Source organism: Marinobacter koreensis (assembly GCF_023156285.1).
Lineage (GTDB): Bacteria > Pseudomonadota > Gammaproteobacteria > Pseudomonadales > Oleiphilaceae > Marinobacter > Marinobacter koreensis.
The window spans coordinates 776,659-800,882 of record NZ_JAKZAJ010000001.1 but is presented as its reverse complement, the minus strand read 5'-3'; the positions used below and the strand labels follow the sequence as shown (position 1 = coordinate 800,882).

At 57.0% G+C, this 24,224-nt stretch carries 24 protein-coding genes; 11 read left to right on the top strand and 13 right to left on the bottom strand.

What is annotated here, in order from left to right:
• Positions 1-85: 85 nt before the first annotated feature.
• The 4 genes from MLD04_RS03795 to MLD04_RS03780 all read left to right on the top strand — a co-directional run bounded on the left by MLD04_RS03795 (position 86) and on the right by MLD04_RS03780 (position 1,935).
• Complete coding sequence (locus MLD04_RS03795; protein WP_248154910.1) at positions 86-880, top strand: BRO-N domain-containing protein; 795 nt, start codon at positions 86-88, stop codon at positions 878-880.
• Between the two features lie 2 nt (positions 881-882).
• Complete coding sequence (locus MLD04_RS03790) at positions 883-1,260, top strand: hypothetical protein (RefSeq protein WP_248154908.1); 378 nt, start codon at positions 883-885, stop codon at positions 1,258-1,260.
• The gene (locus MLD04_RS03785; RefSeq protein ID WP_248154906.1) at positions 1,257-1,592 is read left to right on the top strand and encodes a hypothetical protein; all 336 of its coding nucleotides are present in this window, start codon (positions 1,257-1,259) and stop codon (positions 1,590-1,592) included. Before MLD04_RS03790 ends, MLD04_RS03785 begins: the two co-directional genes overlap by 4 nt.
• 145 nt (positions 1,593-1,737) lie before the next feature.
• Positions 1,738-1,935 carry a hypothetical protein gene (locus tag MLD04_RS03780; protein WP_248154904.1) on the top strand — a complete coding sequence of 66 codons (198 nt, stop codon included), beginning with the start codon at positions 1,738-1,740 and terminating at the stop codon, positions 1,933-1,935.
• A gap of 231 nt (positions 1,936-2,166) precedes the next feature.
• On the opposite strand, the gene MLD04_RS03775 is transcribed toward MLD04_RS03780, so the two are convergent.
• On the bottom strand, positions 2,167-2,373 hold the full coding sequence (locus MLD04_RS03775) for a hypothetical protein (RefSeq protein ID WP_248154902.1): 207 nt from the start codon (positions 2,371-2,373) through the stop codon (positions 2,167-2,169).
• A 215-nt stretch (positions 2,374-2,588) separates the two neighbouring features.
• On the opposite strand from MLD04_RS03775, the gene MLD04_RS03770 reads away from it, so the two are divergent.
• Complete coding sequence (locus MLD04_RS03770) at positions 2,589-3,338, top strand: DUF5131 family protein (protein WP_248154900.1); 750 nt, start codon at positions 2,589-2,591, stop codon at positions 3,336-3,338.
• Here the strand turns inward: MLD04_RS03770 and tcmP are convergent.
• A complete protein-coding gene (gene tcmP / locus MLD04_RS03765) occupies positions 3,316-4,182 on the bottom strand; it encodes a three-Cys-motif partner protein TcmP (RefSeq protein ID WP_248154898.1) in 867 nt (288 codons plus the stop codon). The two genes, MLD04_RS03770 and tcmP, sit on opposite strands and share 23 nt — an antisense overlap.
• Positions 4,183-4,239: 57 nt before the next feature.
• Positions 4,240-5,304: a tyrosine-type recombinase/integrase gene (locus MLD04_RS17705; protein ID WP_248154897.1), complete on the bottom strand. Its 1,065-nt coding sequence runs from the start codon at positions 5,302-5,304 to the stop codon at positions 4,240-4,242.
• A gap of 72 nt (positions 5,305-5,376) precedes the next feature.
• Between MLD04_RS17705 and dusA the strand changes: the two genes are divergently transcribed.
• From dusA to MLD04_RS03735, 5 genes are all read left to right on the top strand, one after another.
• Positions 5,377-6,435 carry a tRNA dihydrouridine(20/20a) synthase DusA gene (dusA, locus tag MLD04_RS03755; RefSeq protein WP_282451717.1) on the top strand — a complete coding sequence of 353 codons (1,059 nt, stop codon included), beginning with the start codon at positions 5,377-5,379 and terminating at the stop codon, positions 6,433-6,435.
• A 117-nt stretch (positions 6,436-6,552) separates the two neighbouring features.
• Positions 6,553-7,518, top strand: a complete 966-nt coding sequence (tal, locus tag MLD04_RS03750) for a transaldolase (RefSeq protein WP_248154893.1) — start codon at positions 6,553-6,555, stop codon at positions 7,516-7,518.
• Positions 7,519-7,548: 30 nt separating this feature from the next.
• Positions 7,549-7,995 carry a tellurite resistance TerB family protein gene (locus MLD04_RS03745; protein ID WP_248154891.1) on the top strand — a complete coding sequence of 149 codons (447 nt, stop codon included), beginning with the start codon at positions 7,549-7,551 and terminating at the stop codon, positions 7,993-7,995.
• 14 nt (positions 7,996-8,009) lie between these two features.
• A complete protein-coding gene (locus MLD04_RS03740; RefSeq protein ID WP_248154889.1) occupies positions 8,010-9,137 on the top strand; it encodes a 3-deoxy-7-phosphoheptulonate synthase in 1,128 nt (375 codons plus the stop codon).
• Positions 9,134-9,949, top strand: coding sequence for a glycerophosphodiester phosphodiesterase (locus MLD04_RS03735; protein WP_248154887.1), 816 nt, complete (start codon positions 9,134-9,136; stop codon positions 9,947-9,949). The genes MLD04_RS03740 and MLD04_RS03735 overlap by 4 nt, the downstream gene beginning before the upstream one ends.
• A 20-nt stretch (positions 9,950-9,969) precedes the next feature.
• Here the strand turns inward: MLD04_RS03735 and sthA are convergent, their stop codons facing one another.
• The 10 genes from sthA to MLD04_RS03685 form a co-directional block, all read right to left on the bottom strand.
• Complete coding sequence (gene sthA / locus MLD04_RS03730; protein ID WP_008938749.1) at positions 9,970-11,361, bottom strand: Si-specific NAD(P)(+) transhydrogenase; 1,392 nt, start codon at positions 11,359-11,361, stop codon at positions 9,970-9,972.
• A gap of 63 nt (positions 11,362-11,424) precedes the next feature.
• Positions 11,425-11,673, bottom strand: coding sequence for a (Na+)-NQR maturation NqrM (nqrM, locus tag MLD04_RS03725; protein WP_248154885.1), 249 nt, complete (start codon positions 11,671-11,673; stop codon positions 11,425-11,427).
• 12 nt (positions 11,674-11,685) lie between these two features.
• Positions 11,686-12,723 carry an FAD:protein FMN transferase gene (locus MLD04_RS03720; protein WP_345799601.1) on the bottom strand — a complete coding sequence of 346 codons (1,038 nt, stop codon included), beginning with the start codon at positions 12,721-12,723 and terminating at the stop codon, positions 11,686-11,688.
• Between the two features lie 21 nt (positions 12,724-12,744).
• Entirely contained in the window at positions 12,745-13,971 is a 1,227-nt protein-coding gene (gene nqrF, locus MLD04_RS03715) for an NADH:ubiquinone reductase (Na(+)-transporting) subunit F (protein ID WP_248154881.1), read from the bottom strand.
• 37 nt (positions 13,972-14,008) lie between these two features.
• Entirely contained in the window at positions 14,009-14,617 is a 609-nt protein-coding gene (gene nqrE / locus MLD04_RS03710) for an NADH:ubiquinone reductase (Na(+)-transporting) subunit E (RefSeq protein WP_008938753.1), read from the bottom strand.
• Positions 14,617-15,282 (bottom strand): NADH:ubiquinone reductase (Na(+)-transporting) subunit D, encoded by a 666-nt coding sequence (locus MLD04_RS03705; RefSeq protein WP_008938754.1) that lies wholly within the window; start codon positions 15,280-15,282, stop codon positions 14,617-14,619. Before MLD04_RS03705 ends, nqrE begins: the two co-directional genes overlap by 1 nt.
• A gap of 2 nt (positions 15,283-15,284) precedes the next feature.
• Positions 15,285-16,091: a Na(+)-translocating NADH-quinone reductase subunit C gene (locus MLD04_RS03700; RefSeq protein ID WP_248154879.1), complete on the bottom strand. Its 807-nt coding sequence runs from the start codon at positions 16,089-16,091 to the stop codon at positions 15,285-15,287.
• Positions 16,084-17,292, bottom strand: coding sequence for an NADH:ubiquinone reductase (Na(+)-transporting) subunit B (locus tag MLD04_RS03695; RefSeq protein ID WP_248154877.1), 1,209 nt, complete (start codon positions 17,290-17,292; stop codon positions 16,084-16,086). Before MLD04_RS03695 ends, MLD04_RS03700 begins: the two co-directional genes overlap by 8 nt.
• A gap of 4 nt (positions 17,293-17,296) precedes the next feature.
• Positions 17,297-18,643 carry a Na(+)-translocating NADH-quinone reductase subunit A gene (locus MLD04_RS03690; protein ID WP_248154875.1) on the bottom strand — a complete coding sequence of 449 codons (1,347 nt, stop codon included), beginning with the start codon at positions 18,641-18,643 and terminating at the stop codon, positions 17,297-17,299.
• Positions 18,644-18,992: 349 nt separating this feature from the next.
• The gene (locus tag MLD04_RS03685; protein WP_379883602.1) at positions 18,993-20,396 is read right to left on the bottom strand and encodes a glyceraldehyde-3-phosphate dehydrogenase; all 1,404 of its coding nucleotides are present in this window, start codon (positions 20,394-20,396) and stop codon (positions 18,993-18,995) included.
• Positions 20,397-20,675: 279 nt separating this feature from the next.
• On the opposite strand from MLD04_RS03685, the gene mfd reads away from it, so the two are divergent.
• Positions 20,676-24,200 carry a transcription-repair coupling factor gene (gene mfd, locus MLD04_RS03680; protein ID WP_248154871.1) on the top strand — a complete coding sequence of 1,175 codons (3,525 nt, stop codon included), beginning with the start codon at positions 20,676-20,678 and terminating at the stop codon, positions 24,198-24,200.
• The last annotated feature ends 24 nt before the right edge of the window (positions 24,201-24,224 follow it).

The window sequence follows — 24,224 nt, the reverse complement described above, 5'->3', positions numbered from 1 at the left end:
TGCCGGTTCGCCAACCCATGCGGTCCCGCCCTCCCTGTTTGGCGACAGGGTGGCGGCACGAAAGCCGACAACCGGAGCATGAACCATGCATAATCACACCCAAGGTGCGCCCGCACCGTCCGGATACCTGGTATTCGAAGGCACTGAACTCACCGTTATTGATCACAATGGCCGCCCATGGCTAACCACTGCTGATCTTGCGAAAGCACTGGATTACTCTGACCCTCGGTCAATCAATAAGATCTACGACCGAAACCAAGATGAATTTACCGATGAAATGACCTTGGTGGTCAATTTGACCACCAAGGGTTTTGGCAACGGCGAATCTATACGACCGGTCAGAGTTTTCTCTCCTCGCGGATGCCACCTCCTGGCCATGTTCGCCCGCACCGACAAGGCAAAGCACTTCCGCAAGTGGGTGCTGGATGTCCTGGACAAAATTTACATGCAACCGCCCGCCGATCGCGCACCCTACCAACTACGCGAACAACTGGCAGCCGCCATCCGTTCCGTTACCGTCGGCTTTCGTGGCAAGGGTGCCTCCTACGCTATCAACGAACGCATCCGCAACCACTTCGGCGTGCGCCGGGTAGAAGACCTCACCACCCAGCAGGCGCAAGACGCCATCTTCATGGTCAAGCAACTGCAGGGCGTTTCACACCGCTGGATTCGCGCCGTGAACAAAGCGGAGAAAGATTTCATCCGCCAGGTGCTGAAAGACGAAACAGGGCCAACCCTCAGTGCGCCTACGCTGGTCTGCCTGGATATCGACAACCAGGGCATCGTCACCCCACTGAAACACCCCGAACTGCAAAAGCTCCAGAAAGCCAACCGCGGCATGCACGACATGCTGGCCCTGTTCCAGGACGAGGAGGAATGATCATGACAAAGGCAACCCAACCACTCAATATCGAACAAATGACTGAATGGCTGTACGGCCGCGCGGAAGAGATCTTTTTGTTGTGCTGCATCATAAACCGCCGGGGTCTGGCGCATGCGTTCTGCGATCTGTCGGGCCACGCGGAAATGCTCGACAGCCACATCCAGCCGATTGATGCCAGCTATCAGACAGGCAACTTCACACCCCCAATAGCAAAGCTCCGGCTGTTTTTGAGAATCGATGATGATTTCTCTGAGGAGACTCAGCAAAGACAATACCTGGAGCTTCAAGAGGAACTAGACACTTACGTCAGTTACCTAGATTACCTCATTGAGCGAAACGAACCAGTAACCATTGAAAGCCAGGAGCACGCTGCGTGAAGCAGACCGCCCTGTTTCCTGAGGATATCGTTATCACCACCGATATGTTCGTCCTGCTCCAGCTTTTCACGAACTACCGGAATATCGATATCGCTCAGGACTTCCATGGGCTGAGCCACGTTTACCACAGCGTCTACACCCAGCCGGACAAGATACCGAAAACCAGCTGGAGCACCGAACGGGTGATGCGCGCCATCGAGAAATGTGAAGAGGCCGACCTCATTGCCTACGGCGAAACCATCACCGGTCACAAGTGGACGATTACTGAGAAAGGGATTGCAGCCAGGCGCGCTGCCTTCCAGGTGAAACGAAGAGGAGAAACTTCACCATGACTGAGCCCGAAAGCTACCACTGCCCAGAATGCGGCGCACCAATGCAGCCCACTAACCCAGCAGCCCCCAGCTGCGATGTCTGGTTTTGCGGTGAGTGCGGTTTCAATGACCTGCAAGAGGCTTATAAGCAGCTGGAGGAACCGCAATGAAAGCAACACAGATCCGAAGAACACTGCAGGCAATGGACATGCTGGAACCAGCGCTGGAACTGAAGCAGATGGATCTTGAAGAGCAGCGTGAAGTTCTGGAACTCCTCGAGGAGCGCGGCAAGTCCATCGAAACCATCAGCCTGCGGGAGCTGTCCCTCGTCATCCAGTATCACCAGAAGCAGAAACGGATATGAGCGACGAGAAACCCAAAGGCGGATATCTGGCCAGGAAAGCTGCAATGCTCTGCCAGGACGATCAGTTCAGGCTTTATCTGGATAGGCGCAGAGCAGCGAAATTCGGGCTGAAGACCCCGGACGGCACCCACACTGAGGAAGACGCCCGGGATTTCATATTGCAGGCCTGCGGCATTAGCTCCAGGGCCGAACTGGATCATAACCATGAAGCTGCAACCATATTCAGACAAATCAAGCATCATTATCGGCGCTGGCATGACAGGCAGATCCGGCGAGGTCCCGGATCTCCATGAAGAGCCCTTCACACACTTCTGCAACCCGATTTGACGCAACGCCGGTGGCCAACACCCTCTGCAACATCCCACCACTGGCAGCAATATCTGCGATCACAACCAGAGTATCTTCGCAGGCAGGAACATCATTGAGTTTTTCATCCATTGTCATCTCGTTACTCCATTGAGAATTGAAAGAAATGTGGCCACGTTTTCGACGCTATACCGAGTCGTCAAAGATGCAAGAGCAAAAATCGGCTTTGGTTACAATTCTTTACATTTTCCAAACCGGTTTTGGCAGCCTAAAATTCGGCTCAACATTGAATTTCAAGCTAACCAATACCAAAATTACTGTATATTTATACAGAAAGGAATTCTACCATGGCGACACAGACAGGCATTGAGTGGACCGAGCAAACTTGGAACCCGGTAACTGGCTGCACGAAGGTGTCACCTGGCTGCAAACACTGCTATGCCGAAACAATGGCGAAGAGACTCCAGGCTATGGGCGCCAACGGCTATGAGAACGGATTTGCAGTATCACTCCACCCGGAACGACTGGGCCAACCCCTGCAGCGCGCCAAGCCGACGACCTATTTCGTCAACTCCATGAGTGACCTCTTCCACGAGGATGTGCCGTTTTCTTACATTGACTCAGTGATGTCGGTGATCGAGCGGTGCCCCCAGCACATCTTCCAGATACTTACGAAGAGAGCCGAACGCATGGCGGAATATGGAAAAGAAGGGAAGATCCCCGAAAACGCCTGGATGGGAGTATCTGTAGAAGACAAGAAATATGGCCTCCCACGCATCGACGTTTTGAGGAATGTACCAGCTGCAACCAGATTTCTATCCGTTGAACCTTTGCTGGAAGATCTGGGATACATCAACCTGGAAGATATCCATTGGGTGATTGTTGGCGGGGAATCTGGATCCAAGGCCCGGCCGATGAAAGCCGAGTGGGCGCTGAACATCAAAGACCAATGCTTGGCAGCGAAGGTACCCTTTTTCTTTAAGCAATGGGGTAACTGGGGCGCGGATGGCGTACGCCGGTCCAAAAAGAAGAATGGCCGGGAGCTCTATGGCGAGCTCTACGACCAATACCCTCTTATCGCGTCGAGTACTTCTTGATAATCTGGCCGGACACCTTTCTAGCCAAGCCTATCGCAACGTTAGAAGGGTTCGATACGGCCAAAAAGAATAGGAAAAGAGGACTATTGTTGTTACGCAAAGTCACGGGATCTGAAACGAAGGGGAACTGCTCCGACAAGCGGTTCTTAACGAACTTCGAAACCCCGTCTACGTTGAGCCTTTCGACTTCACTCTCAGGCTCAGCGCCAAACATATCCTCGATCTGAGGAGCTTCCTTCGGTTTGTATAATTCAGTAATCCAGCGATCAGTCCCCAGCAACCGATTTAGCGTTGCCTCCCACTCTGGCCTGATTCGATTTCCATCTCTCGGGGTCATCCGGAGCAATGTCGATAATGGAAACAACAACCAAAGATCGATCCGCTGAGAGCTTGCAACCACTTTCAGTGATTCCCAATCCAGCTCTGTATTGTAGGGGTCTAACAACAAGACAGCACGATCGTTACTGCCCAGACCAGCACAGAATTCCCGCACAAAATCATTCGCATCCAACTGAGTGATACGGACATCCACTCCGGGATATTCACCAGATAACCTATGAAGCTGTTGGCAAAACTCTTCAGATATATCGTTGAAGTGGTAGACCTGAAACGATTCATTTAGGCTGAGCGCCACCCTTACAGATCCTTCAAAGTCTTCCTCTGGAAACAAAACCGGCTGACCTTCTTCAGTCTTGAGATTCTGATTCCCAGTACCAGCAAAAGCATCTGCATAATGCAGATTAAAGTTTTTATTTTTGAGGGCGGTGGTAAAAAAGCGTACGTAATCCCTAAAAACGTCCAGCTTTAGCTGAGTCCATGGGCCACCGAATTCATGTTTAGTCATACCTGACAGAACTCTCCATTAAATTGTTGGAATCATTCCCACATAGATAGCATGGAATTAATTAGGACGCCAAACCCATCCATCGTATTTGTCGTGAGGCTCCTGCTTGCTGAGGTGCGTATACCGCTGAAGCGTTGACCAGGTTGTGTGCCCGCTCACAGAAGCAACGCGGGGAATATCCCACCCTCGCTCAAACAACCAGCTGATACACTCATGCCGGAGATCATGGAACCGCAGGTCATCGATCCCCAGGAACTTGCACCACTCCCGAAACCTGGTACCGATGCTTTTGCTGTTATCTGGAAATATGCGATCGCCCCGCTTCGGCTGCCGCTGGATGATGGTCCACGCCTCATCAGTTAAGTAGACGCGCTTGTGATTGCCTCGCTTTGCGGTCGGGTGCTTCATATCAGATACGATCACCGTCCGGTTCTTTTCATCAAGACCATCCCAACGGATCCGCGTGATTTCCTCTTGTCTCCGGCCGGAAAACAACGCAAACAGAATGATCTCCCCCATCGGAATGGACCGCTTTCCACTGGGGCGATCGGCATATTCCATCAGCTTGTTGAGCTCTTCCAGTGTCGGGCGACGATCCCTCGAATCTGGCTTGGCAACCAGGCGCTCGCGACGGCAGGTTTCCGCTGCGTCATTGATCACGTTGAGATCGACGGGCATACCCCAGGCTGTCCTCGCCACTTTGAATACCGACCTGAGCCAGATGATGTCATTATTCGCGGTCTGAGGTTTTACGTGCTGAAGCCTGCCCATAATGTGAGTGACGATATCTTTCGTCTGGAGCTCCAGCGCATCTAGCTTTGCAAGATCAAAGGTGAGCATGTATTCCAGGTGTGACGCTTTGCTGCGACCAAAATTCGCGCCGAACTCCAGCTGGTACCGCTCTATCAAATCACCGATTGTCACGCCACGGTGACGCACTCTGTCGATCGCGCCAGGCTCCTGGAGCTCCAACTCACGACGAGCAGCCCAATCCTTCGCCAAAGCCTTACGGTCAAAGGTGCGGCTTTCCTGATAGACTAAACGTCCTTTCCGTTTGATGCGTATGTCAGCTCGGTAGGATTTGGTCCCGTCTGCTCGAGTACGGGCAATGATTGAGGCCACGGTGCTACACGTCCTTTTCTGTAGGATTTTTGTAGCACCAATAGTAAGAAAATGGGTAAAAACGGGCAAGAAATGACTGAAAATAGTGCAGCTAAAAAGGCAGGAAATTCAGCGGTAAGCAGCGGAATTACAGGGAAGGAGCCTTCACGCAGGTTCTGCATCGCTCCAATGATGGACTGGACCACCCCCCATTTCCGGTATCTCGCCCGCATTCTTAGCCACCGCGCCCTGCTCTATACGGAAATGGTGACCACCGGGGCGCTGATTCATGGCGACACCGAACGATTCCTGCGTCACGATCCTTCCGAGTATCCGCTGGCACTGCAGCTTGGCGGCAGCGATCCTGCGGAACTGGCCCAATGTGCGCGGCTGGCGGAACAGTTCGGTTTCGATGAAGTGAACCTCAACGTGGGCTGTCCAAGCGACCGGGTGCAGAACAACATGATCGGTGCCTGCCTGATGGGCCACCCGGAGAAAGTCGCCGAAGGTGTGGCTGCGATGATCGCGGCGACCGATTTGCCGGTCACGGTCAAGCATCGGATCGGCATTAACGGCCGGGAATCCTGGGACGAGCTGTGCGAGTTTATCGAAAAGGTCTCGGCGGCCGGCTGCAGGACGTTTATTGTGCATGCCCGCATCGCCATCCTTGAAGGTTTGAGCCCCAAGGAAAACCGGGACATTCCCCCGCTGAAATACGACTGGGTCTATCGTCTCAAACAGACGTTCCCGCACCTGGAGATCATCATCAACGGCGGCATAAAGACGTTTGATGAGTGCCACGAGCATCTTGGGCACACCGATGGCGTGATGCTGGGGCGTGAGGCGTACCACAACCCCTGGCTGCTCGCTGGTGTTGATACCGAATTCTTTGGCGAGCCTGCGCCCATTGCCAGCCGCCATGAAGCGTTACGGGCCATGCTCCCGTTCATTCAGTCGGAACTGGATCGGGGCGTGTATCTCACGCATATTTCCCGACACGTGATGGGACTGTTCCACGGCATGCCGGGCGGCCGTCAGTTCCGTCGCCATATCAGTGAGAATGCCCACAAACCGGGCAGTGGCCTGGAAGTCATTGAGGCCGCTCTGGCAAAGGTTCGTGAACCCGAGCCGGTCACGATGGCCGAAGTCTGAACACACCCTAACCATTTGTTGTCTTGTTCCTGTCAGAACAGCCCGTTATTGTAGGGAAAAGACCGGCATTCAGGATTGGAATGCCAGAGAACAGCGACCATCAGGACGACAGGACGAATGACGAACAAGCTCGACCAACTCAAGACCATGACCACGGTGGTGGCGGACACCGGTGACCTCGAAGCCATCGCCCATTGGCGCCCGGAAGATGCGACCACCAATCCCTCACTGCTGCTGAAGGCGGCTGCTTCCGAAGCCTATCGCCCCATGCTGGACAAGGCAGTGGCGGAGGCCCTGCGCCAGGGCGGATCCAGCTCGGAACAGCTGACGGTAGCCACCGACATGCTGGCCGTACTTGCCGGCCAGGAAATCCTGCAACGGATTCCCGGCCTCGTCTCTACCGAGGTGGATGCGCGGCTGTCGTTCGACACCCAGGCAACCCTGGACCGGGCGAGACGGCTGATCGAGTTCTACGACCAACAAGGTGTCGATACCAATCGGGTACTGATCAAAGTGGCCGCTACGTGGGAAGGCATTCGCGCGGCGGAGCAGCTTCAGAAAGAAGGCATTCGCTGTAACCTGACCCTCCTGTTTTCGTTCATCCAGGCAGCCGCCTGTGCTCAGGCCGGCGCCTTTCTGATCTCGCCATTCGTCGGGCGTATCCTGGACTGGCACCTGGCCAACAGTGGCCGTGACCACTTCCCCGCAGCCGAAGATCCCGGAGTGCAGTCGGTCACCCGCATCTACCAGTACTACAAGGCCAACGGCTTCGATACCGTGGTCATGGGCGCCAGTTTCCGCAACACCGGCGAAATCGAGATGCTCGCGGGCTGCGACAAGCTGACCATCAGCCCGACCCTACTTCAGGAACTCCAGGACGACTCCGGCGAACTGACTCGCCGACTGGCACCGGATAATGCCAGCACGCAGGATCGCTTTGGCAACATTGACGAGAAGCTGTTCCGCTGGGAATCCAATGAGGATGCGATGGCTACCGAAAAACTGGCAGACGGTATCCGACGATTCACGGCAGATCAGATCACCCTGGAGAATCAGGTGCGTCAATTGGCCAGCGCGGCATAATTCGCACTTTGTCAGGGGTAATCGCCTGTCATGATTGAACATCTGAAACGACTGTTTTCCGGGCCCGAACCGCAACGGGAGAAGCCGGACCATCAACAGCTGGCTGTGGCAGCCACGGCCCTGATGGTGCAGCTCTCACGGATTGACCGGGATCAGGATGAGCGGGAACTGCAGACCATCGTCGATTGTGCTGTGGCTTCCCTCCACGTAACCCGGCAAGAAGCTCAGGCCATCCTCCAGGAGGCACTGGATCACGCGGATGACGCCACATCCCTGTACGAATTTACCGGGATGATCAACGATCAGTTCGACCAGGACGCCAAGCAGGTGCTGCTGGAGAACATCTGGCGAGTGGCCTTCGCGGACGGGCGTATCGACAAGTACGAGGAACACCTGATTCGCCGTATGGCAGAGTTGCTGCATCTTAACCACAGGGAATACATGCAGGCGCGGCATCGGGCAGAAGCAGCCGGCTGATATAAGGAGAGAACATGCTTGCCATTCTTCACCCCAACACAGCCCTCGACAGCGAGGCCTACCGGCAGACGATGCACTACCTGGAGAATATTCCGGGCGTCTCGTTGAGAGTTCATGAAATTCAGGGCGCCAGCCAGCGGCTGACGGAGATCTACCTCCTGGGCGACACCAAGTCCCTGGACAAGGAGGAAATCGAAGCCCTGCCGGCGGTGGAACGGGCAATTCGCATTTCCGAGGATTACCGGATTCTGGGGCGTCACCACGACGACCGGCGGCAGAGTGGCTTCAGCTATAATGGCGTGGACTTCAATCAGCAAAATCTTAACGTTTTTGCAGGTCTCTGCGCCGTGGATGTGCCCGAGCACGTTGAAATGATGATGCAGGCACTGGAGGAGCACGGCGAGGTTTGCACTCGCATGGGTGCCTACAAGCCGCGCACCAACCCCTACTCGTTCCAGGGACATGGCAAGGGCTGCTTGCCATGGGTCTTCGAGAAGGCCGGCAAGCATGGCATCAAGGTGATTGCCATGGAAATCACCCATGAGAGCCATATTGAGGAGATCGACACCTGCCTCGAAAAGCTCGGCCGACCAACCGGAGTGATGCTGCAGGTTGGCACCCGGAATACCCAGAATTTCGAACTGCTCAAGTCGATTGGTCGCCAGAGCACCTACCCGGTTCTGTTGAAGCGTGGCTTCGGCATCACGCTGAACGAATCACTGAACGCCGCGGAATACCTGGCCAGTGAGGGTAACGCCAACGTCATCTTCTGCCTGCGCGGAATGAAAACGGAAGCCGGCCAGCCCCACCGTAATATGGTGGATTTCGCCCATGTGCCGGCGGTTAAGCGCCTGACACGCATGCCGGTGTGCGTCGACCCATCCCACTCTGTCGGCAGCCGGGAACAGTCACCCGACGGAATCCTGGACGTCATGCACGCCACGGCCCAGGGGGTGGTGGCGGGCGCCAACATGGTGCTGGTGGACTTCCATCCGAAACCGGAAAAAGCCCTGGTGGATGGCCCTCAGGCACTACTGATGGAAGAGCTACCCACTTTCCTGGAAGATGTGCGCCTGTGCCATGACACCTGGAAGAAACGGCAACAGATCCACCAACGCCTGAAGGACGCCGCGTCAGAATGATTGTCTACGGACATCGGGGAGCCAAAGGCGAAGCCCCGGAGAACACATTGCCCGGTTTTGAGCATGCCTATCGGCATGGTATCCGGTATTTTGAGCTCGACCTTGTGCTGTCGAAAGACGGGATTCCGGTGATGGTGCACGATCTCACCGTGGACCGCACAACCGGCCTCAAGGGTGGCGTCTGTAATTACACGGCGGCGGAGCTCCACGAGATGGATGCCCGGCGCAATACCAGCTCATGGCCTCGCAAGGTGGGTATCCCCAGGCTTGAGCAGCTTCTGGACCGGTTCGGAGACCTTGAACACCTGCAACTGGAGGTCAAAAAGGATTCCAGACAACGTCTGAACGTGCTTTGTAACCGCCTGACCGAAATCATACAGAGACGAAACCTCTACCAGATGGTCGCCATCACATCGGCGGACACCTGGTTCCTCAAGGAGATTCGGCGACGGGACAAGAAAATCGCCATTGGTCTGGTGGCAGAACGAAAGTTTCCCCGCCCGCTGAACATTGCCACTCGCCTCGGGTGCACCTATTTCTGCGCGAACTGGAAGATTCTGAGCAAGCCGATGGTGGAGATCGCCCACCGCCGGGGCATGCATGTCTCCACCTGGACGGTGAACCGGATCCACGACATGCTGCAGATGGAGGAGATGGGCGTGGACAGCATCATCACGGACTATCCGACCAGCAGCCGCATGTTCTTCGACAACCGTGCCCGGGCACTCTTGAGCCTGCCCAGCCGCGGCAACCTCCCGGAAGCCAGCGAACTGCCGCATCCGGAAGCCGGTGTCAGATCGGATCCGATCTGACACCGCTACCCTTCCCGCAATCAGAAGATACGGTTCAGCCCATTTAACGCCGCCACCCGGTAGGCTTCCGCCATGGTGGGGTAGTTGAATGTGGTATTGATGAAGTAATTCAGGGAATTGGCTTCACCCGGCTGGTTCATGATGGCCTGGCCGATGTGCACGATCTCCGCGGCCTGGTCTCCGAAGCAGTGAATCCCCAGAATTTCCCGACTTTCCCGGTGGAACAGGATTTTCAGCATGCCCACCGCCTCACCGGTAATCTGCGCCCGTGCCAGATCCTTGAAGAAGGCCTGCCCGACCTCGTAGGGCACTTTCGCCTCGGTCAACTCCCGCTCGGTTTTGCCGACGGAACTGATCTCGGGAATCGTATAGATACCGGTGGGCACGTCGGACACGAACCGGAAATATTCATCCTTGACGATATCGGATGAAGCAGAACGCCCCTGATCATAGGCCGCACTAGCAAGGCTCGGCCAACCGATCACATCACCAACGGCGTAGATGTTCTCCACGTCGGTGCGATAGTGGTCGTCTACCGCCAATTGCCCTCGTCCGTTTGGCACCAGCCCCACGTTCTCCAGCCCGAGCGTATCGGTATTCCCGCTTCGGCCATTACACCACAGGAAGGCGTCCGCCCGGATTTTCTTTCCGGATTGCAGCGAGAGTACAACACCGTGATCGTCGCCCACGACCGACTCATACTGCTCGTTGTGACGCACCAGCACGCCGTTGTTACGGAGGTGGTAGCTCAGGGCATCGGAAATCTCATCATCCAGGAACGTCAGCAGCCGGCTGCCCGGGTTGATCAGGTCAACCTTCACGCCCAGCCCTGCAAAAATCGAGGCGTATTCCGAACCGATGACGCCAGCACCATAGATCACCAGTGTCCGGGGGGTGTGGGACAGGCTCAGGATGGTATCCGAGTTGTAGATCCGGTGGTGCCGGAAATCCACATCGGGTGGCAGATAGGGCCGGGAACCCGTGGCGATGATCGCCTGTTTGAAATGCAGGGTCTCAACCGACTTGTTACCACGAATCTCGATCCGGTTGCGGTCGAGGAACGAGGCGCGACCGTTGAGCAGGTCAACACGGTTCCGGGCGTAGAACTGGGTGCGGAGTTTGACCTGCTTGCCAATCACCTTCTGCGCATTCTGCAGAACCCGGGGAAAGGAAAACCAGCGGGGCTCGCCAATATCCCGGAACATCTGATTGGTGTTGAAGGTAATGATCTGCTTGACCGAGTGGCGCAATGCCTTGGACGGAATGGTTCCCCAGTGGGTGCAGTTACCGCCAACCGTTGGCTTGTCTTCGATGATCGCGACACGCTTCCCGTGTTTGGTCGCATTCATCGCCGCGCCTTCGCCGGACGGACCGGCGCCGATAACGACGACGTCGTAATGATGCTCTGCCATGCGCGCAGCAACTCCTTATCTACGTCGTGTATGTGTGTGTGTCGAGTCGGGTCTTACCGGAAATCAGCGACCGTCCGGACGGGCCGCATCGTAGGCCAGATCCTCTGCATCCACACCTGCCTGTTCGCGGCGCTCGTTCTCTTCCTTGCACTTCTGGGTATTGCCGCCACAAATATCACAGGACGTACCCAGCCCCAGTGCACCGATGCCGCCACAGGTACCGCTGATTGGCTTACGACCGAAAATGACGCCGACGGACATGGCGGCCACCAGCAGAATCACGATGAACAGAACCAGAAGAAAGGTACCCATGTTGCCCTCCCCTTATTGAATCACGTAGGACGAAAATGCGGGCGTCTGATGCGTTTCAAAGCCCTTGTCCGTCCGTACGATGAAGTAGGCCGGAATGTTTTCCCGGGTCGCCAGCTCGGAGGCCCGTTGCCACCCCATCACATTAAACCCGGTTGCCAGCGCATCTGCAGTCATACAATCGTCTGTAATGACACTGACCGACGCCAGATGATGCGTGATCGGGCGACCGGTTTCTGGGTTTATTGTATGCGAAAACCGCTTCCCGTCAGATTCGTAATAGTTACGATAGTCTCCGGAGGTTGCCATCGCCTGGTCCGTCAGCGCAACCACACGGTTCACCTGGCGGCCCTCGGTAACCGGCTGTTCAATGGCCAGTCGCCAGGTTTCACCCCCGGGCTTCTTTCCCCGTACCCGGACTTCACCACCGATTTCCACGAGGTACGAATCAATCCCGTGAGCGTCCAGATAACGGGCTACGGTATCCACGCCATAGCCCTTGGCAATGGCTGACAGGTCGAGATAGAGGCGGGAGTCCGCCCGTATTGCACGCGGCTCTTCCCGGAGGTGGAGCTTCTCATAGCCGACCTCAGACAACCTCTGGGCCAGTTCCTGGTCGGAAGGCACCTTCTCCGGCCGAGACTCGGGACCGAATCCCCACAGGTTCACCACCGGACCAATGGTGATATCAAAGGCACCGTTGGTCACTTTCGAGATTTCCTGCGCCTTGGAAAGGACGGTGTACAGGGATTCGGACACCGGTACCCAGTCGGTCTGGTCCTTCAGTTCGTTGAAACGGGACAGTTCGGAATCCGGTTTCCAGGTGGACATGGTCATGTCCACGTCTTTCATGGCCTTTTCGATACCATCGGCGAGCTTGGACAGGCGCTCCTGGTCGTCTTCCATCACCAGGCTGATGTGATAGGTGGTACCGAAAATGCCGCCGGACACTTCCCAGATTTCTTTCTCAGGCTTAAACGAACAACCCGCCAGGGCGGCGAGCGCCAGCGCGATAAACGCGCCGGCCAAAGCCACCCTGGCGGGTCGGATCATGCGGGATGTCATGTGAGTAAATTAACCCCCGAAATCGTCCAGCATGATGTTTTCGTCTTCCACACCAAGATCCTTGAGCATCTTGATGACAGAGGCGTTCATGATGGGGGGCCCACACATGTAGTACTCACAGTCTTCCGGAGCCGGATGGTCCTTCAGATAGTTTTCGTACAGCACATTGTGGATGAATCCGGTCGGCCCTTTCCAGTCATCGTTGGGAAGCGGGTCGGACAGGGCTACGTGCCACTCGAAGTTGTCATTTTCTTCCGCGAGCTGGTCGAAGTCCTCAACATAGAACATCTCACGAACACTACGCGCACCGTACCAGAAGCTGATCTTGCGCTTGGACTGCAGACGCTTGAGCTGGTCGAAGATGTGCGAGCGCATCGGGGCCATACCGGCACCACCACCAATGAACACCATCTCGGCATCGGTCTTCTTGGCGAAGAACTCCCCGAACGGTCCCATGACGGTCACCTTGTCGCCCGGCTTCAGGTCGAACACATAGCTGGACATGATGCCCGGTGGATAGTCCGTGCCCGGGGGCGGCGTTGCGATACGGATGTTGAACTTGAGCAGACCCTTCTCTTCCGGATAGTTCGCCATGGAATAGGCCCGGATGGTCTCTTCCTTGTTCACCGCCTTGAAACGCCAGATGTCGTGCTTGTCCCAGTCTTCGTGGAACTCTTCCTCGATATTGAAATCCTTGAAGTCGATTTCGTAGGGAGGGCACTCGAGCTGCACGTAACCGCCGGCACGGAAGTCCACTTCCTCGCCTTCCGGCAGCTTCAGGACCAGCTCCTTGATGAAGGTCGCGACGTTGTGGTTGGAGATAACCTCACATTCCCACTTCTTGACGCCGAAGAACTCTTCCGGCACTTCAATCTTCATGTCCTGCTTCACCGGAACCTGACAGGACAGGCGCCAGCCTTCCTTTTCTTCCCGGTTGGTGAAATGGGTCTTTTCCGTCGGCAACATGGCACCACCGCCGTCAAACACCTTGCATTTACACTGCGCACAGGTACCGCCGCCACCACAGGCGGAAGACAGATAGATACCGCTATTCGCCAGGGTGCCCAACAACTTGCCGCCGGCACTGGCCTTGAGCGTATGCTCAGGATCGTCGTTAATTTCGATGGTCACATCACCGGTGCTGACCAGCCTGGAGCGGGCCGCGAGGATAATCGCGACCAGCGCCAGAACGATCACGGTGAACATGACCACGCCGAGAATGATTTGTGTACTCATGATCTCGCCTTTTCGTTAAACCGAATCACCGGATGCGTTACAGGGATATGCCGGAGAACGACATGAAGCCCAGAGACATCAGCCCGACCGTAATGAACGTGATACCCAGACCGCGAAGTCCCGGAGGCACATCGCTGTATTTGAGCTTTTCACGAATGCCGGCCAGTGCCACAATCGCAAGGGCCCAGCCCAGTCCGGCACCAAAGCCGAACACCACACTCTCACCGAAGTCGTAGTCACGCTCGACCATGAAGAGGGCCGCACCAAGGATGGCGCAGTTAACGGTGATCAGCGGGAGGAACACACCCAGGGCGGCGTACAGCGCAGGGATGTACTTGTCCAGCACCATCTCCATGATCTGAACGATGGCGGCAATAACGCCAATGTAGGTGATCAGGCCAAGGAAGCTCAGATCCGTGTTCGGCAGGCCGGCCCAGGCCAGCGCACCTTCACGCAAGACGTCATTGTAGATCAGGTTGTTGATCGGAACGGTAACGGTCAGAACCACGATGACCGCGATGCCCAGACCAATGGCCGCTTCGATCTTCTTGGAGATGGCGATGAACGTACACATCCCCAGGAAGAACGACAGGGCCATGTTTTCAATGAAGACGGCCTTAACCAGAAGGCTCAGATAATGTTCCATCAAAAGGCCTCCTTGACTTTATGGCGGGACAGTTTGTAATCCGCTTCTTCAACCTGGTCCGGCTTCCAGGTACGCAATGCCCAGATCGTCAGACCGATAATGAAGAACGCACTCGGCGGCAACAGCAGCAGACCATTGGTAACGTACCAGCCGCCCTCATTAACCGGAGTCAGAATGGTAAAGCCGAACAGGGAACCGGAACCGAACAGTTCGCGCCAGAAACCGACGAACAGGAGCAGAACCGAATAGCCAAGACCGTTACCCACGCCGTCGAGGAAGCTCAGCCAGGGACCATTCTGCATGGCAAACCCTTCGGCGCGCCCCATCACGATACAGTTGGTGATGATCAGCCCCACGAACACCGACAGCTGTTTACTGATCTCGTAGGCGAAGGCCTTGAGCAGCTGATCCACCACAATAACCAGGGAGGCGATGATGGTCATCTGGACGATGATCCGGATGCTGCCCGGGATCTGGGCCCGAATCAGCGACACCGCCATGCTGGAGAACGCCGTCACCGCGGTGACGGAAATACACATTACGATGGTTACACTCAGACTGGAGGTAACCGCTAGCGCAGAGCAAATACCCAGAATCTGCAGTGCGATCGGGTTATTGCTGAAAATCGGTTCGAACAGAACCTGTTTGGCTGATGCACCTGCCATGATCAGACCTCCCCATTCCGCAAATGTTTCAGGTATTCCGCGAAGCCCCGCTCACCCAGCCAGTAGTTCACCAGGTTCTGGACACCGCGACTGGTCAGAGTCGCACCCGACAGAGCATCCACTTTATGCTCCTTGTTTTTGGTGTTCTCGCTGACACCGCCCTTGACCAGACGGATTTCCGGCTGGGTCATGTCGTTGCCATACACGACCTTGCCCTGCCACTGTGCTTTCCAGCGCGGGTTATCAACCTCACCACCAAGACCCGGGGTTTCGCCCTGCTGGTAGAAACCGAGGCCCTCAATGGTATTTGCGTCACCCTTGAGTGACACGAAACCATACAGCGTGGACCACAGGCCATACCCGTGAATGGGTAGAACCACTTTCTGCAACGCACCAGAATCGTCACGCAGTACGTAGACCTTGGCAACATCCGGACGACGGCCAATGCCGGCCATGTCCTGATCCTGCGGAATGTCCTTGGACAACTTGGGGTTGGAAGCCGCCTTGTACATGTCGTACTTCATCGGGTCCTGGACGCCGACGTAATCCGGCTGCACGTACTCACCGCTGTCCAGCTTAACGAGCTTGACCTCGAACCTGGAGAACAGGTCCTCGATCTGCTGGGCACTGGCGCCGTTCGGCAACATGTCTGCAGCTGCCAGGATGTTGGTCTTGATGTTCAGGTTCTGGTTCTTCACCTGATACGGCTTGAGCAACACCGCCGCGGTGGACACGATCACCGAGAAAAATACACTCAGAACCAGCGCCACAATGACCGTTCTGGAGACAGTTTCTTTACCTTTAGCCACGAGCAAGCCTCCGTTTGATGTTGGCCTGAACCACAAAGTGGTCGATCAGCGGTGCAAACAGGTTGCCGAACAGAATGGCCAGCATGATGCCTTCCGGGAAGGCCGGGTTGACCACACGGATCAGCACGGTCATGACACCGACCAGGATACCGAAGCACCAGCGCCCGGTGTTGGTCATGGATGCCGATACCGGATCCGTTGCCATGAACATCATGCCGAAGGCAAATCCGCCCATCACCAGATGCCAGTATGGCGGAACTGCGAACATCGGGTTGGTATCGGAACCGATCAGATTGAACACCAGAGACATGCCAATCATGCCGATCAACACACCGCCAACGATACGGTACGAGGCAATTTTCATGACCAGCAGGATCAGGCCGCCGATCAGGACAGCCAGCGTCGAGGTTTCCCCGATGGATCCCTGGATGTTGCCAACAAACGCGTTCATCCAGCCAATGTGTTGCTGCAGGGCCTCAACACCGCCAGACGCCGCCCAGCTCAGGGAAGTCGCGCCGCTGAAGCCATCGACTGCCGTCCAGACGGTATCGCCGGACATCTGCGCCGGATAGGCAAAGTACAGGAACGCTCGACCCGTCAGCGCCGGGTTCAGGAAGTTCTTGCCGGTTCCACCAAACACTTCCTTGCCGATCACCACACCGAAGGTAATACCCAGGGCAACCTGCCAGAGCGGCACGGTAGGCGGGCAGATCAATGCAAACAGGATAGAGGTCACGAAGAAGCCTTCGTTGACCTCGTGGCGACGGACAGTCGCAAACAGCACTTCCCAGAAACCGCCGACCACGAAAGTCACGAAATACACGGGAATGAAGTACGCCGCACCGTAGACCAGATTATCCCAGATGCCTGCACCGGCACCGGTGACTGCCAGGGACTGGATAAACGCTGCGCGCAGACCACCACCGGCCACCATGGCGTCCGGATTGGCCGCCAGGAAGCTGTTGGCCTGGAAACCGATGTTCCACATACCAAAGAACATGGCGGGGAACGTACACAACCACACGGTGATCATGATGCGCTTCAGGTCGACGCCGTCGCGAACATGAGCCGTGGTGGAGGTTACCTTGCCCGGGGTGTAGAAGATTGTGTCGACCGCTTCGTACAGCGCGTACCAGCGCTCGTACTTGCCGCCTTTTTCAAAATGATGCTCGATGCCATCGAGAAACTGTCTGATTGCCATCGTTTTAGCCCTCGATCTCGATTCGGGTCAGGTTCTCTCGGAGAATCGGACCGTATTCATATTTGCCGGGGCACACGAAGGTGCACAGCGCCAGGTCTTCCTCGTCCAGCTCCAGGGCACCCAGTTTCTGTGCCATTTCGGTGTCGCCCACGATCAATGAACGGAGCAGCTGGGTGGGAAGGATATCCAACGGCATCACCTGCTCGTAGGAACCGACCGGCACCATGGCGCGCTCACTGCCATTGGTTGTGGTGGTGAAATTGAACCGTTTGCCACCGGCCAGCTTGGACAGGTAGATGTTCAACACCGAGAATTTGTTGGCACCCGGAGAGAGCCACCCCAGAAACTCGCGCTTGTTGCCTTCTTCCAGGAGAGACACCTGGTTGGCAAAACGCCCGAGGTAGGCGCAAGGTCCTTCGCCACGCCGGCCGCCAAAGACCGAACCGGAGATCGCCCGGACCTCGGTATCTGTGGCAGCTTCACCCTCCAGAAGTTCCTGAAGGCTGGCACCCAGGCGGGTGCGAACCAGGCGAGGATTGACGGCTTTCGGACCGCCGATCGCCACCACACGCTCAACCGGCAATTCACCGGTTTCGAACAGGCGCGCAACGTCGATAACGTCCTGATATCCGATGGACCAGACGGTTTTGCTGGCAGACACGGGATCAATGTAGTGAATGTGCGTGCCCACGTTGCCGGCAGGATGGACGCCGTCGAACTGACACACTTCAATGGCGTCGGATTTCGGCACGGACACGTTTGAGCCCGGCTTACCGGTCACGAACACTTTGCCACTGGTCAGCCTGGAAAGGATCGTCAGACCCCTCTCGAAGGCCTCGCTGTTGTCGCCGATGATAACCGTCGGATCGGCCGCCAGCGGGTTGGTATCCATCACCGATACGAAAATGGAATGGGGCGCAGAGTCAATGGCGGGCACTTTGCTGTAGGGGCGGGTCTTGAAAGCCGTCCACAGGCCGGATTCGACCAGATTGTCGACCACTTGCTGGCGTTCCAGCCCGGCCAGATCCGCATCGCTGTAGCGCGCAAAGGATTCCGCGTCATCACCGTCGATTTCAATAACAATCGACTGGAAAACGCGACGCTCACCCCGATTGATTTCTTTCACCACACCGGCCGCCGGTGAGGTATAACGAACGCCTTCGGTCTTCTTGTCCGTGAACAGCAGCGACCCGCGCTTGACACGGTCTCCTTCTTTAACAGCCATCGTCGGCTTCATGCCGTTGTAGTCAAAACCGATCAACGCCACATGGCGGACAGGTTTGCCGTCTGTAATGGTCTGTTCGGGAGCGCCGCTGATGGGAAGATCCAGGCCTTTCTTGATCTTGATCATTAGCCTCGTCCAATCATCAGAAACTGGTTTATGGATTCGTAACGCCCGGCCCCTGCGGCCCAGGTTTCCTTCCGGGTTGTACCAGAACGGCTGAACCTTGTCTGTCGTACGTTCGTGCTATTGCTGCCGACCAACGTCCGACGCAGGAAAGGATGAGAAACGGGGTGCCAGACATACCCAAAATCGCGCCAATTATAGAGATTAAGGAATCCTATTTCCACCAGAATGCGAAACAGGTTTGCCGAAAAACGAAACACCAACCGGCGCGACGGCCAATCACAAAAAAGCCCCGGCGCATGCGCAACCGGGGCTTCTCGGGTCCTGGCGACCCTAGCTGTCACCGACGGAGTCAGTCACGAGCACGTTTCGGAAAAATCGGATACGTGACACCTGCCATCTGGTTGACGCAACGAATCACCTGGGCGCTGTAGCCGAATTCGTTGTCGTACCATACGTACAGGATCAGGCGCTTGCCATTGGCAATGGTGGCCTGCGCATCAACGATGCCCGCGTGACGGGAGCCAACGAAATCCGTGGACACCACCTCCGGAGAGTTCACAAAGTCGATCTGCTTCTGGAGTTCGGAATGGAGCGCCATGTCCCGCAGATACTCGTTCGCACCGTCGACAGTCACGTCCTTTTTCAGGTTCAGATTCAGAATCGCCATGGAAACGTTCGGCGTCGGAACCCGGATCGCGTTGCCACTCAGCTTGCCTTTCAGCTCGGGCAGAGCCTTGGCCACCGCTTTGGCCGCACCTGTTTCGGTAATTACCATGTTCAGCGGGGCACTGCGGCCACGACGGCTGCCCTTGTGGTAGTTGTCGATCAGGTTCTGGTCGTTGGTGTAGGAGTGAACGGTCTCGACGTGGCCGTCCTCAATACCGAATTCGTCATTGATGGCCTTCAGAACCGGCGTGATGGCGTTGGTGGTACACGAGGCGGCCGACAGGATCTTGTCCTCGTCGGTGATCCAGTCGTTGTTGATGCCATAGACGATGTTCTTGATGTCGCCCTTGCCCGGCGCGGTCAGGATCACACGGCTGACACCCTTGGATTTCAGGTGCAAGCCCAGGCCTTCCTCGTCGCGCCACTTACCGGTGTTGTCGATGACGATGGCATTGTGGATGTCGTACTGGGTGTAATCCACCTTGTCCGGGCCATCGGAATAAATAACCTTGATGTAGTTGCCGTTGGCGATCAGGGCCGACTCTTCCTGATCGACAGTGATGGTGCCATCGAACGGACCGTGCACCGAATCACGACGCAGCAGGCTGGCACGTTTCTCGAGATCGTTCTCGGCACCACCCTGGCGAACGACGATCGCACGCAGGCGCAGGTTGTTACCGCCACCCGCCTTTTCGATCAGGATGCGCGCGAGCAGACGACCGATCCGGCCGAAACCGTACAGAACAACGTCCTTGGTGTCCTTGTGCGCGTCTTCTTCTGACTGGGACTGGTACTGACCCACGATCGGGCCGATTTCCCGCTTGAGGAACTCGGTGAGATCTCCGCCCTCCTCCTTGAACTTGACCGCCAGCTTGCCGATATCCACGTGGGCGCGACCGAGGTCCAGCTTGTCCATGGCTTCAAGAATCGGCAGCGTGTCGCACACGGACAGCTCGCTGTCCTCAACCTGACGCACAAAACGGTGAGCCCGAATGATATCAATGACGGACTGATTGATGATGGCACGGCCATACACCGAGGTAACCACATTGTTCTTGCGGTAGAGACGGCCGATCAGGGGGATCATCGCCTCAGCGGTGGACTCACGTTCCGTCCAGTTAGACAGGTGCTGATTGATCTGTTCGTGACTCACGATTGGGACCTCTGTTTCGCACTGGTAATATTTGGGGGCGCACATTATCCAACTTATGCACCCGGACGGCAAATACGTTCCTACCCAAACATCGTATGCCTTGAGCTGGCTCAAATGCCGGCTTGCCGCGACGCCATGACACTGTCATTCGCGGACGGTAGAATACGTCGCTTTCTCTCCCCGGATACCAGCTTCAGGAGATTCCAACCGATCATGAGCCAGGCGCCCAAGCGATCAGACCAGCGACTTGTTGCCCCCGAACTCCCGAGCCGGGCTGCCGACCACCGAATCTGGGGGGAACTGCATGGCAGCAGCGACGCATTGGCCATCTGTGAAAGTGCCCGGAATCATCCCGGACTGACACTGGTGATTACCCGTAGTACCAGCGATGCAATTCGCCTGGAGCAGGCCCTGCGGTTCTATCTGGGGCTGCCAGCCGACGAGGAAGGTCGCGCGGTCACCGCCGACGGGCTGGAACTGCTGTCGCTGCCGGACTGGGAGACCCTGCCCTACGACCTGTTCTCCCCACACCAGGACATTACCTCACGCAGAATCCGCACTCTGCACCGGCTGCCGTCCATTCACCGTGGCCTGCTGGTGGTTCCCGCCCGGACGCTCATGCACCGGCTGCCGCCGGTGAACTACCTCCAGGGCAACACCCTGATCCTGGAAGTCGGGCAGACACTGGATATCGACAGCTGGCGCCTGCAACTGGAGTCGGCTGGCTACCGGTACTCGGAAAACGTTTATGAACATGGCGAATTTGCGGTCCGTGGTGCCATTCTCGATATTTTCCCGATGGGAGCCGACCAACCCTACCGCATCGACCTGTTCGACGACGAAATCGAAACACTGCGCACCTTTGATCCGGAGACCCAGCGTTCCGTGGACCGGATCGAGCGCATAGAACTATTGCCGGCCTACGAGTTTCCCTGGCACAAGGAAGCCCGCTCCGGCTTCCGCAACCGGTGGTTCGAGCAGTTTCCCGACGCAGACCGGGACAGCCCGATCTACCAGGATGTCAGTCATGGCATTACCCCGCCCGGCATCGAATATTATCTGCCCCTGTTTTTTGATAACACGGCCACCCTGTTCGACTACCTGCCAGGCCAGAGCCTGGTGTTCACGGCCGAGGGTCTGAACGAGGCCGTCAACCAGTTCGACAGCGAGACCCGCAACCGGTACGAGGATCGTCGCCACGACCGCCTGCGCCCGATCATGCCACCGGAAACCCTGTTTCTTCGCCAGGACGAACTGTTCGGTCACCTGAAGGCATTCCCCCGCATCACCACGACTAACGAACGAGCCGACGCAGCCGGCGCCGTGAACTGTCCGACCCAGGCACTTCCGGATGTCAGCATGGACGGACGGGCCGCAGATCCGGCGGCTCGCCTCAAAGCCTTTCTTGAGGACTTCGGCGGCCGCGTGCTGATTGGTGCGGAATCCTCGGGGCGCCGTGAAGCACTGATCGACAACCTCACCACCCTCGGCGTAAAGCCGCAGCACCAGGACAGCTGGCAGAACTTCCTGTCGGACGCGAGTTGTTCTCTTGGCATCACCATCGCACCGATGGAACAGGGACTCGCCCTGCCCGGGCACAAACTCGCGCTGATCACGGAGACCGCGCTGTTCGGAGAACGGGTGCTGCAACGCCGCCGACGGGAGAAGCCGACCGAAGTCGATGACAGCGGCTACAGGGACCTGTCGGAACTTCGCATCGGTTCGCCGGTTGTTCATATCGACCACGGCGTTGGGCGTTACCTTGGCCTGGAAACCATTACCGCCGGTGGTGAATCGAATGAATTCCTGATGCTGGAATATGCCGGCGGTTCCAAACTGTACGTGCCGGTATCCAGCCTGCACCTGATTTCCCGCTACGCCGGCGCCGACACCGAGCATGCCCCGCTGCACAAGCTCGGGACCGAACGCTGGAGCAATGCCAAGCAGAAGGCCCTGGAAAAAATCCGGGATACCGCTGCCGAATTGCTGGACGTATACGCCCGTCGGGAAGCCCGCAAGGGATTCCAGTTCGAGGATCCGAAGGAAGCCTACCGGGCATTTGCCGCCGGCTTCCCCTTTGAGGAAACGCCGGATCAGGAGGTGGCGATCCAGGCCGTCTTCGAGGACATGACCGGCGAACGACCGATGGACCGGCTGGTTTGCGGGGATGTGGGTTTCGGAAAAACCGAAGTCGCCATGCGGGCAGCGTTTCTTGCCACCTGGTCAGGCAAGCAGGTAGCCGTCCTGGTGCCGACAACCCTGCTGGCCCAGCAACACTACGAATCCTTCCGGGATCGCTTCTCGGACACGCCGGTGCAGGTGGAACTGCTCAGCCGGTTCCGCAGCGCCGGCCAGACCAGCAAGGCGGTCGAGGCCATCGAGAGTGGCAACGCCGACATTGTCATCGGCACCCACAAGCTGCTCCAGGGCGACATTCGTTTTAAAAACCTGGGACTGGTCATCATTGATGAGGAGCACCGATTCGGCGTGCAGCAGAAGGAAAAGCTGAAAGCGCTCCGGGCGGAAGTCGACATGCTGACCCTGACCGCCACGCCGATCCCGAGAACCCTGAATATGGCGATGGGCCACCTGAGAGACCTTTCCATTATCGCAACGCCCCCCGCCCGCCGGCTCTCGGTCAAGACCTTTATCCGGCAGCGGGACGAGCCGATGGTGAAGGAAGCCATCCTCCGGGAAATTCTGCGCGGCGGCCAGGTGTACTTCCTGCACAACGACGTAGCCACCATTGAAAAGACCGCCGAGGATCTCCGGCGCCTGATACCCGAAGCCCGGGTCGCGGTGGCCCACGGCCAGATGCGCGAACGTGATCTCGAACAGATCATGTCCGATTTCTACCACAAACGCTTCAATGTGCTGGTGTGCACCACCATTATCGAAACGGGCATCGACATACCGAGCGCCAACACCATTATCATCGAGCGCGCCGACAAGTTTGGCCTGGCCCAGCTGCATCAGCTTCGTGGCCGGGTGGGCCGGTCTCACCACCAGGCCTATGCCTACCTGCTCACGCCCCCGCCGAAGGCCATGACCTCAGACGCCAAAAAGCGGCTGGATGCGATTTCCGAGTCCCAGGATCTGGGCGCGGGCTTCATGCTGGCCACCCACGACCTGGAAATCCGGGGTGCAGGCGAACTGCTCGGCGAAGAACAGAGCGGGCAGATCGAAAGCATCGGATTTACCCTTTACATGCAGCTGCTGGATGAAGCCGTTAAAGCGATTCGCGAAGGCCGGACGCCAAACGCCGACCTGCCGCTCAGCCACGGGACCGAGATGAACCTGCGGATTCCGGCGCTGATTCCGGAAGATTATCTGCCGGACGTCCACAACCGCCTGATGCTGTACAAGCGGATTGCCAGCGTGGACAACAAGGACGCATTAAAGGAACTTCAGGTTGAAATGATCGACCGGTTCGGATTGTTACCGGAACCGACGAAAAACCTGATGCGCCAGACCGAACTTCGCCTTCAGGCCGAGGCGCTGGGTATCGTCAAGATTGACGCTGGCAAGGAGTGGACCCGGCTGGAGTTCGGATCCTCCACGCCGGTCGATCCCCTGATTCTGGTTAAAAAGATGCAATCTGCGCCGGACCAATATCGCCTGGATGGCGCAAACAGCTTCCGATTCAGGCTGAACGACGTCTCGACCGATGGTAAACTCGACGGCATTTCACACATGCTGGACGAGCTGGCGCCGGACGACCTCAAACCCCAGGGCTGATGCTCGAAGAAACCGGGAGTAGAC

Excerpts from the sequence above, each read along its gene's own strand:
- MLD04_RS03795 (WP_248154910.1), top strand. The coding sequence starts at position 86 with ATGCATAATCACACCCAAGGTGCGCCCGCACCGTCCGGATACCTGGTA.
- MLD04_RS03790 (WP_248154908.1), top strand. The coding sequence starts at position 883 with ATGACAAAGGCAACCCAACCACTCAATATCGAACAAATGACTGAATGG.
- MLD04_RS03780 (WP_248154904.1), top strand. The coding sequence starts at position 1,738 with ATGAAAGCAACACAGATCCGAAGAACACTGCAGGCAATGGACATGCTG.
- MLD04_RS03775 (WP_248154902.1), bottom strand. The coding sequence starts at position 2,373 with ATGGATGAAAAACTCAATGATGTTCCTGCCTGCGAAGATACTCTGGTT.
- MLD04_RS03770 (WP_248154900.1), top strand. The coding sequence starts at position 2,589 with ATGGCGACACAGACAGGCATTGAGTGGACCGAGCAAACTTGGAACCCG.
- tcmP (WP_248154898.1), bottom strand. The coding sequence starts at position 4,182 with ATGACTAAACATGAATTCGGTGGCCCATGGACTCAGCTAAAGCTGGAC.
- dusA (WP_282451717.1), top strand. The coding sequence starts at position 5,377 with ATGACTGAAAATAGTGCAGCTAAAAAGGCAGGAAATTCAGCGGTAAGC.
- tal (WP_248154893.1), top strand. The coding sequence starts at position 6,553 with ATGACGAACAAGCTCGACCAACTCAAGACCATGACCACGGTGGTGGCG.
- MLD04_RS03745 (WP_248154891.1), top strand. The coding sequence starts at position 7,549 with ATGATTGAACATCTGAAACGACTGTTTTCCGGGCCCGAACCGCAACGG.
- MLD04_RS03740 (WP_248154889.1), top strand. The coding sequence starts at position 8,010 with ATGCTTGCCATTCTTCACCCCAACACAGCCCTCGACAGCGAGGCCTAC.
- MLD04_RS03735 (WP_248154887.1), top strand. The coding sequence starts at position 9,134 with ATGATTGTCTACGGACATCGGGGAGCCAAAGGCGAAGCCCCGGAGAAC.
- sthA (WP_008938749.1), bottom strand. The coding sequence starts at position 11,361 with ATGGCAGAGCATCATTACGACGTCGTCGTTATCGGCGCCGGTCCGTCC.
- nqrM (WP_248154885.1), bottom strand. The coding sequence starts at position 11,673 with ATGGGTACCTTTCTTCTGGTTCTGTTCATCGTGATTCTGCTGGTGGCC.
- MLD04_RS03720 (WP_345799601.1), bottom strand. The coding sequence starts at position 12,723 with ATGATCCGACCCGCCAGGGTGGCTTTGGCCGGCGCGTTTATCGCGCTG.
- nqrF (WP_248154881.1), bottom strand. The coding sequence starts at position 13,971 with ATGAGTACACAAATCATTCTCGGCGTGGTCATGTTCACCGTGATCGTT.
- nqrE (WP_008938753.1), bottom strand. The coding sequence starts at position 14,617 with ATGGAACATTATCTGAGCCTTCTGGTTAAGGCCGTCTTCATTGAAAAC.
- MLD04_RS03705 (WP_008938754.1), bottom strand. The coding sequence starts at position 15,282 with ATGGCAGGTGCATCAGCCAAACAGGTTCTGTTCGAACCGATTTTCAGC.
- MLD04_RS03695 (WP_248154877.1), bottom strand. The coding sequence starts at position 17,292 with ATGGCAATCAGACAGTTTCTCGATGGCATCGAGCATCATTTTGAAAAA.
- MLD04_RS03690 (WP_248154875.1), bottom strand. The coding sequence starts at position 18,643 with ATGATCAAGATCAAGAAAGGCCTGGATCTTCCCATCAGCGGCGCTCCC.
- MLD04_RS03685 (WP_379883602.1), bottom strand. The coding sequence starts at position 20,396 with ATGATCCCCCTGATCGGCCGTCTCTACCGCAAGAACAATGTGGTTACC.
- mfd (WP_248154871.1), top strand. The coding sequence starts at position 20,676 with ATGAGCCAGGCGCCCAAGCGATCAGACCAGCGACTTGTTGCCCCCGAA.